The 7,799-nt window shown below is 61.3% G+C and carries 11 protein-coding genes; 7 read left to right on the forward strand and 4 right to left on the reverse strand.

Annotation, left to right across the window (positions count from 1 at the left end; genetic code table 11):
* The 4 genes from EN984_RS14740 to EN984_RS14755 form a co-directional block, all read right to left on the reverse strand.
* The coding region (locus EN984_RS14740) for a heme-dependent oxidative N-demethylase subunit alpha family protein (RefSeq protein WP_127383802.1) at positions 1-437 on the reverse strand (437 nt) is incomplete at its 3' end.
* 91 nt (positions 438-528) lie between these two features.
* Complete coding sequence (locus EN984_RS14745) at positions 529-1,494, reverse strand: PDR/VanB family oxidoreductase (RefSeq protein ID WP_127267808.1); 966 nt, start codon at positions 1,492-1,494, stop codon at positions 529-531.
* Positions 1,491-2,087 carry a dimethylamine monooxygenase subunit DmmA family protein gene (locus tag EN984_RS14750; RefSeq protein WP_127267809.1) on the reverse strand — a complete coding sequence of 199 codons (597 nt, stop codon included), beginning with the start codon at positions 2,085-2,087 and terminating at the stop codon, positions 1,491-1,493. The genes EN984_RS14745 and EN984_RS14750 overlap by 4 nt, the downstream gene beginning before the upstream one ends.
* Before the next feature lie 141 nt (positions 2,088-2,228).
* Positions 2,229-3,362 (reverse strand): aminomethyltransferase family protein, encoded by a 1,134-nt coding sequence (locus tag EN984_RS14755; protein ID WP_127267810.1) that lies wholly within the window; start codon positions 3,360-3,362, stop codon positions 2,229-2,231.
* Positions 3,363-3,648: 286 nt separating this feature from the next.
* On the opposite strand from EN984_RS14755, the gene EN984_RS14760 reads away from it, so the two are divergent.
* The 7 genes from EN984_RS14760 to EN984_RS14790 all read left to right on the forward strand — a co-directional run.
* Positions 3,649-3,936 (forward strand): hypothetical protein, encoded by a 288-nt coding sequence (locus EN984_RS14760; RefSeq protein ID WP_027036059.1) that lies wholly within the window; start codon positions 3,649-3,651, stop codon positions 3,934-3,936.
* Positions 3,937-3,962: 26 nt separating this feature from the next.
* Positions 3,963-4,340, forward strand: a complete 378-nt coding sequence (locus EN984_RS14765) for a hypothetical protein (RefSeq protein WP_013532899.1) — start codon at positions 3,963-3,965, stop codon at positions 4,338-4,340.
* A gap of 36 nt (positions 4,341-4,376) precedes the next feature.
* Positions 4,377-4,538, forward strand: coding sequence for a hypothetical protein (locus EN984_RS14770; protein ID WP_013532900.1), 162 nt, complete (start codon positions 4,377-4,379; stop codon positions 4,536-4,538).
* A 14-nt stretch (positions 4,539-4,552) separates the two neighbouring features.
* On the forward strand, positions 4,553-5,947 hold the full coding sequence (locus EN984_RS14775; protein WP_127267811.1) for an amino acid permease: 1,395 nt from the start codon (positions 4,553-4,555) through the stop codon (positions 5,945-5,947).
* 45 nt (positions 5,948-5,992) lie between these two features.
* Positions 5,993-6,682: a hypothetical protein gene (locus EN984_RS14780; RefSeq protein ID WP_164748761.1), complete on the forward strand. Its 690-nt coding sequence runs from the start codon at positions 5,993-5,995 to the stop codon at positions 6,680-6,682.
* Positions 6,679-7,002, forward strand: coding sequence for a hypothetical protein (locus tag EN984_RS14785; protein WP_127267812.1), 324 nt, complete (start codon positions 6,679-6,681; stop codon positions 7,000-7,002). Before EN984_RS14780 ends, EN984_RS14785 begins: the two co-directional genes overlap by 4 nt.
* Before the next feature lie 103 nt (positions 7,003-7,105).
* Positions 7,106-7,799: glutamine amidotransferase (locus EN984_RS14790; RefSeq protein WP_127383803.1), on the forward strand; the 694-nt coding region annotated here is incomplete at its 3' end.

Genomic DNA, 7,799 nt, shown 5'->3' on the forward strand with positions numbered 1-7,799 from the left:
GCCATCGGCCCGTAAGGCAGCGTCGAGGTGTCGCCGAAAGTGAAGGTGTCGTCGATACCGAGCGGCCGGTTGATCCAGCGCCAGCGATCGCCGTCGCGGGTCAGCGTGAAATGCTCGGGATAGCCCAGCGCCTGCTGCTCCATCAAAAGCTCGAGCAGGTCCCAGCCGGCCAGCGTCATGTGCGGCAGCGACTGGCAGCGCAGCGGATCCTCGGCCAGCACCAGCGCGCGGTCCTGCATCTCGGCGACATAGTGCTCGTCGACGTCGATCAGGTTTTCCAGCACGCTGCCCCTGGGTCCGACGACATGCGGCTCGATGTTGACAGCATACATGTAGGCGTCTTCGTGGAACGGGAACGGGAAGCGCCTTATGTGCTCCGGGCTGTTCTTGAAGGTGAAGTCATCGCGGAACGTTTCCTTGCGAAAGGTGATGCCCATGATTTTCTCCTAGAGCGGGCTGCCCGCTCTATCTCTTTGTTTTAGCCGCATTTCTGCGACGCCAAGTGTATCCACTTGGCTGCAAAATGCTCTACCGTTCCAGGACCAGCGACCGGCCTTCGAAGCGCGACACGCACGGCATGATCTTCTTGCCCGAACGGTGCTCTTCCTCGCTCAGCCAGTGGTCGTTGTGGATGAACCTGCCGTCGCAAGAGATGACGTTGGTCTCGCACTGGCCGCAGACGCCGCCACGGCAGAGATAGGGCGGATCGACGCCGGCCGCCTCGATCGCTTCCAAGAGGCTCTGCTGTTCATCGACGCGGATCGCCTTGCCGCTGACGGCAAGCCTCACGTCGAACGGCAGTCCGGGTTGAGGTGCCGCGAAATGCTCGAAATGCACGGTTTCCGCCGGCCAGCCGAGGCTTGCCGCGCGATCGCGCACCCAGTTGATCATGCCAGCCGGGCCGCAGACATAGAGATGCGTGCCGAGCGGCTGTGTCGACAGCAACCGGTCGAGTTCGATGCGCTCCTCAAGGTCGTCATGATAGAGCCTGACCCGGCGGTCGTAGCGCTCGCGCAGCACATCGGCATAGGTGCCGAGCGATGCGGTGCGGCAGGTGTAGTGCAGTTCGAAATTGCCGCCTTCCGCCGCAAGCTGAGCGGTCTGCGCCATGAACGGCGTGATGCCGATGCCGCCGGCCAGCATCAGATGCTTTTTGGCGCGCAGGTCGAGCGAGAACAGGTTGACGGGGTAGCTGACCACCATCTCCATGCCCGGCTTGACGCTCCGGTGCATGAACAGCGAGCCGCCACGGCCGACATCGTCGCGCCGCACCGAGATCGTGTATTCGCGCGTATCGAGCGGCGAGCCCATCAGCGAATAGGGATTGAGCCTGGTGCGTTCGCCGTCGCGCATCTCGACCACGACATGGGCGCCGCCGGAAAAAGTCGGCAAAAGCTGCCCGTCGCGCCGGCGAAAATGGAAGCGGGTGACGAGGTCGTTGACCGGGACGACGTCGCTGACAACGACATCGAGTTTTGTTGTTCCGGTGCTCATCGAAAAATCTCCTCCATCGGAGGAATCTCCGAGCGATCTTCCGCATTGATGCAGACGCCCTGGAAGGCTGCGATGCGCCTGGAATAATGGTCGCGCACCAGAAGCAGCAGGCCGCAATGCGCGCAGGTCGCCGGCTGCGTCGTCACATTCTCGGTGATGCCCTTGCAATGGACACATTGCATGCGCCGCGCCAGCGAGCCGCGGTGCTCGGTCTGGATCGAAGTGTGGTCGATGCCGGCTTCAAGCGCCACCTGCATCGCCTGGCCGATCAGGCCCTCCGTGCCGGCGAGATAGAGGCGCAAGCCCATATGCGCGTTGGCCAGTGTCTGCCGGAGCCGTGGCAGCAGGCTGGCAAAGGACGGCGCCTGGTGGAACTGTGCCGGCTTCAACGCTTCGAGTGCGACGGCATGTTTGCCGTCAAGCCCGGGAATGAAGACGATTTCGGCGTCGCCGAAAAACCCGGGCGGCGCCCTCCCGGCCATCTCCGCTATCGCCAGCGCCCCTTCCGCGTCCGCGATGAAAAGATGATGCTTGCCGGGTTGCGGAGACAAGGTTCCGTAAACGGGCCGGCTGATGATACTTTTGGCTGCCATTTATGTCTTCGTGCCTTCGAGCGCTTCACCGTTTCATAGAAACGGCGGACCGCTCTATCTCTTTGCTTCGACGCAATTCCGGACGGAAAACCGTTTCACACTTTCCTGGAATTGCTCGAACCCCTCGGTGTTGACTATGCCTCAACCTTTCGCCGCGCGCTTGGTCTTCTTGGGATCATCGAAGGGAAGCGGCTGCGCCGTCGCCTTGATGGCACCGCTCTTGTTGCGGATTTCGAGCTTGGTGTCCTTGACCGCGCAGTCCACGTCGAGCCGGGCGATGCCCATCGATTTCTCGACCAGCGGCGAATACATGGCACAGGTTACTACGCCGACCTTTTTGCCGTCGCGATAGACCGGCGCTCCTTCATCGGCCGGCTCCTTGCCGTCGAGCAGCACGCCATAGATCTTGAAGCGCTCCTTGCCCTTCAGGCGATAGTGCTCCTCGGCGCCGCGAAAGCCGGTCTTGCCGGGGCTGACGGTGAAGTCGAGGCCGAGTTCCCACAGCGTGTCGCCCGGGCCTTCGTTCTCAAACGGATACTTCTGGGAATTGTCGTAGGGGTAGAAGAGCAGATAACTTTCGACGCGCAGCATGTCGAGCGTGGTGAAGCGGCACGGAATGATGCCGGCGCTCTTGCCCTCGTCGAGGATCCTGTCCCAGATCGTGCCGGCATCCTGGCCGCGGCAGAAGATCTCGTAGCCGCGCTCGCCGGTATAGCCGGTGCGCGATATCATGACGGGCAAGCCGAACAGTTGCGTCTGCATGTGATGGAAATAGTTGAGGTCGCGAATGCCCGGCACATGCTTGGCTAGATAGTCGACTGCTGTCGGACCCTGCAGCGACAGATCGTGCAGATTGTCGTCGAAGCGCAGCGAGACGTCGCGGCCCATAGCTGCCCGCTGCAACTCCTCATGGCCGGTGCCCGAACCATGCACGACCATCCAAGCGTTGGGGCCGGTGCGGTAGAGGATGCAATCGTCGGTGAATTTGCCCGCCTCATTCAGCATGCAGGCATAGGCCGACTTGCCGGGATAGATCTTTTCGACATCGCGTGTGGTGGCGAGGTCGATGAGATGCGAGGCGTGCGGCCCTGATATGTGGACCTTCTTGAGGCCGGAGACATCCATCAGACCAGCCTTGGTGCGGATGGCGATGTACTCCTCGTCGGCATCCTTGTCGTAGGTCCAGGCGGTTCCCATGCCGCTCCAGTCTTCGAGCTTCGAACCGAGCGCTCGGTGCCGATCCGCCAGGGTCGAAAATCTCCAGGATGCCGTCATCCGCTCGTCCTCCGTTTCGATAATGCTCTGCTGTTCCCTGCCCCCTGCGCAGCGGCGGGAGCTTTGGCCGAATATTGATCGCAAACCTCCGGGCGCCGCAATACCCATAAGCAATTAATTTCATTGTCAGGCAAAATCCGCCGCGCAAACCAAACGGTTAACCCCACGTAAATCGCGCTTGACAATTGCGGGATTCAGACAGAACTTATGAAAAAAATTTCACTCTGTTGAAAGAGGACGACGGACGGGGGATTCGGAACCGGACGGCGGAAAAGGGGAGAAACCGATGTCAGACATGCAACAGCGCATCGAAGCGCTGTATCGTTCCGACGTGCGCGGAGCCGCGCTCCTGATCGTCTGCCTGTGGGCGACGATCCTCTTCGTCCTCCTCATGACATGGCCCTACATCCCGCACAGCGGCATCAAGGCCGTGGTCGCGATCGCCGCCGCCGCCGTGCTGATCTTCAACACGGCCGCCATCCTGGCGATGGTCAAGCACTACAAGGAAGACAAGGAATTCATCTACGGGCTCGATATCAAGAACGCCGACGCGTTCCGCAACCGCAAGTCCTGAACCGCAAGTCCTGAGGGGTAGAAGAGATGTCCCGCTACACGCCGCCGGAACAAAGCAAGGCCGGGCAGGTTTTCGACATCGCCGTCGTCGTCGTCGCCATTTTCGTGGCACTGTGGCTACCGCTCAAGCTGGGCCTCGCCGGCGCGGCGAAATCCATCGACGCGCTCGACGCCAAGACCTGGGAAGCGCTAGGCCAGAACCCGACCATGGCGTCTATCTGGGAAAAGCTCGGCTATACGCCCGAGACCGCGCACGACATCATCCAGAACCGCTTCCACTATGTCATCGACTGGCCGACGCTGATCATCATGGCGGCGGTGCTGATCGGTTATTTCGTCTTCCTGTTTCGTGCATCAGACCGCGAATATCGCGACGTCATCAACGAAAAATTCGACGACAAGTAAGAGTTCTGAGGACGATTTAATTCGGGGGACACGATCATGTGGGTGGCACTCTCTTACGCATGCTGGGGCATCTCGATCGTGCTCGCTTTGTGGATGCTCTACGACTGGTTCAAGGTTGACACGACCTTCTCCGAAGAGGTGCTGACCTCCTCGCGCGAGGGCGAACTGGAAGCCACTTCCGAAAAACACCGGATCTGAGTGAGGATTGAACAATGACGATCGCACTTGAACCGGCTGCCCAAGGGGACAGAGTTTCACTCCTGCGCGTGCTCGGACCGGCCCATGTCTGGGCGCTCGGCGTCGGCATCGTCCTGGTCGGCGAATTCACCGGCTGGAATTTCTCGGCGGACAAGGGTGGCGCACTGGCCGCGCTGATCGTCTGCTGGGTCGTGGGATTGCTCTACACCTCGGTCGCCATGATCGATTCCGAGGTGACATCGACCGTGGCCGCCGCCGGCGGCCAGTATGCGCAGGCAAAGCACATCGTCGGACCGCTGATGGCGTTCAACGTCGCGCTGTTCCTGGTCTTTGCCTACACCATGCTCGAAGTGTCCGACGCCATCCTGCTCGGCGACACCATCGTCGCCAAGGCCGGCGTCGAAGGGCTCACCCACAATTCCTTCATCGCCGCGACCATCGTCGTGCTGGCGTGGCTGAACTATCGCGGCGTGCTGATGACGCTCAATGTCAACTTCGTCATCACAGCGGTCGCCTATATCTCGATTGTCATCCTGTTCTTTTCGGTCAGCCCGTGGACGCAAGGCGCCGTGCTGAAGCTGAACGAGTTGGTCACGCCAGGCAATGCACTCCCCTATGGCTGGATTGGCGTCATCGCCGCCTTCCAGTTCGGCATCTGGTACTATCTCGGGATCGAGGGCACCACACAGGCCGCCGAGGAAGTGCGCTCGCCGGCCCGCTCGCTGCCTTACGGCACCATGGCCGGCATGATCACGCTTTTGATCGCCGCCGCCATGACCTGGTATGTCTGCGCCTCGATGATGCCATGGGAATATCTCGGCATCACCTATTATCCGCTGTGGGACGCCGGCAAGCTGACTGGCAGCCCGCTGCTCGAGAACCTGTTGTTCGTCGCCACGCTGCTTGCTGCAATGGCCTCCGCCAATGGCTGCATCAACGATGCGGCGCGCGCCTGGTTCTCGCTCGGCCGCGACCGCTATCTGCCGACATGGTTCTCGGCCGTGCATCCGAGATATCGCACGCCCTATCGTTCGATCCTGTTCCTGCTGCCGATCGCGCTGGCCTTCGCCTTCATCGCCGACCTCAACCAGGCGATCACCTTCTCGATCCTGTCGGGCGTGCTGCAATACACGTTCATGAGCATCAACATCATCATGTTCCGCAAGAAGTGGCCGCTCGGCTCGATCCGCCGCGGCTACACGCACCCCTTCCACCCGATCCCGGCCATCGTGCTGTTTTGCCTGTGCGTGGTGACCTTCTTCGCCATCTTCCTCGGCTTCGGCTCGCAACTGATCGCCATGGTCGCCTTCTATTTCCTGATCTCACTGTGGTTCCATTTCTATCGCTACAAATTCGTGCGGCGCGGCGATCAGTTCACCATGCCGTGGCCGAAGCCGCAGGGTTATTGATGGGAGTAGGCCGGTCCGTATCCTGGATGGGCGTGGCATGAGAAAATGTCCGAGCTGACATCAGCACTGCTGGCCGGAGCCATTGTCCTGGCTATCGTTCTCCACCTTGCCTGGCAGGCGCGTGCCAGCCGCAACAGGGCATCGATGGCGCTTGCCGTCGAGCAGGACCGCATCCGCACAGCCATCGCCGACGCAGCCAATGTCTCGGACGGCACCGCCGGCGTCATCACCTGGGAAGGATCCTGGAACAGCCAACGCGTCCAGGTGCGCACCATCGTCGACACACTGGCGACGCGGAAACTGCCGGCGCGCTGGCTCAGCATCTCGGTCACCGAGCCGGTGGCCGTGCCCGGCACCTTCGACATGATGATGCGGCCGGGGTCGCCGACGACCTTCTCCAATTTCGATCATCTCGACCACACGCTGCCGAAGAGTTCGGCATTTCCGGCCGAGGCCGTGTTGCGGACGGATCGCAGGGGCGTCCACTTCCCACTGGAGACCATCGCCGGCCACCTCGGGATTTTTTCCGAAGGGCGCGCCAAGGAACTGCTGATCACCCCGAAAGGGGTACGCATCGTGTGGCTGCTGGCCGAAGCCGAACGGGCGCGCTACGGTGTGTTCCGGCAGGCCGAATTTGGCGACGCCACACTCGATCGTGCGCTGATCGAAAGACTGCTGATGTCGGTGTCGGCGCTTCGCGACGCCATCAACAAAAGCGAACGGCAAGCCGCATGACCATTCCCACCACGGCACCCACCAATCCCTATCTGGTTCTCGGCGCCGCAATCGTGCTGCCGGGAAGCGGGCACGTCATTCTCGGCGTGCCGGTGCGCGGCCTTCAGTTCCTTTTCTTCATGGTGATCCTGGCATGGGTGACGGCCAAGATCGCACCGCCCGATGCCAGCTTCGTCGGCCGTCACGCCGGCGGCTTCCTGATCTATGCCTTGTCGATTCTCGACGCCTACAAGCTCGCCCGCATCCGCTCCGCCAAATGGGTTCACAATGCCCGGCGAGACGGCGACAGTGCGCAGAGCGGCATTGAGCCGCATAGGTAACTAGAGGAATATTTTTTTCATACGATTGAATTTGTGCAGCTCATTCGATACATCCTCTCTTAGCTACAAACGATCTCTTAGCTACAAACATCGGGAGGCTGACATGTGTGGAATTGTCGGACTGTTTTTGAAGGACAAGTCGCTGGAACCCCAGCTTGGTGCGATGCTGTCGCAGATGCTGATCTCCCTCAGCGACCGCGGTCCGGACAGCGCCGGTATCGCCATCTATGGCGCGCCTTCCAAGAATGAGGCCAAGATCACCATCCAGTCCGCCAAGCCCGACCGCGATTTCCGCGGCCTCGAGGCGGAGCTCGCCAAGGCCATCGGCACGCCGGTGACGATCGCGGTGAAATCCACCCATGCGGTCGTCAGGACCACGCCGGCCAAGATCGATGAAGCGCGCGAAACCATCCAGGCGCTGCGCCCCGACATCCGCATCATGGGCGCCGGCGACGTTGTCGAGATCTACAAGGAAGTCGGCCTGCCGGAGGCCGTCGTCGATCGCTTCGACGTCCGCAAGATGACCGGAACGCATGGCATCGGCCATACCCGCATGGCAACGGAATCGGCAGTGACGACGATGGGCGCGCATCCGTTCTCGACCGGTGCCGACCAGTGCCTGGTGCACAATGGCTCGCTGTCGAACCACAACAATGTCCGCCGCGAACTGATCCGCGAAGGCATGACGTTCGAAACCGAAAACGACACCGAGGTTGCTGCCGCCTATCTCTCGTCGCAGATGGCGCATGGCAAGAATCTCGGCGAGGCGCTGGAAGGCACGCTCTCCGACCTCTGTC

Source organism: Mesorhizobium sp. M7A.F.Ca.CA.004.12.1.1 (genome assembly GCF_003997835.1).
GTDB lineage: Bacteria > Pseudomonadota > Alphaproteobacteria > Rhizobiales > Rhizobiaceae > Mesorhizobium.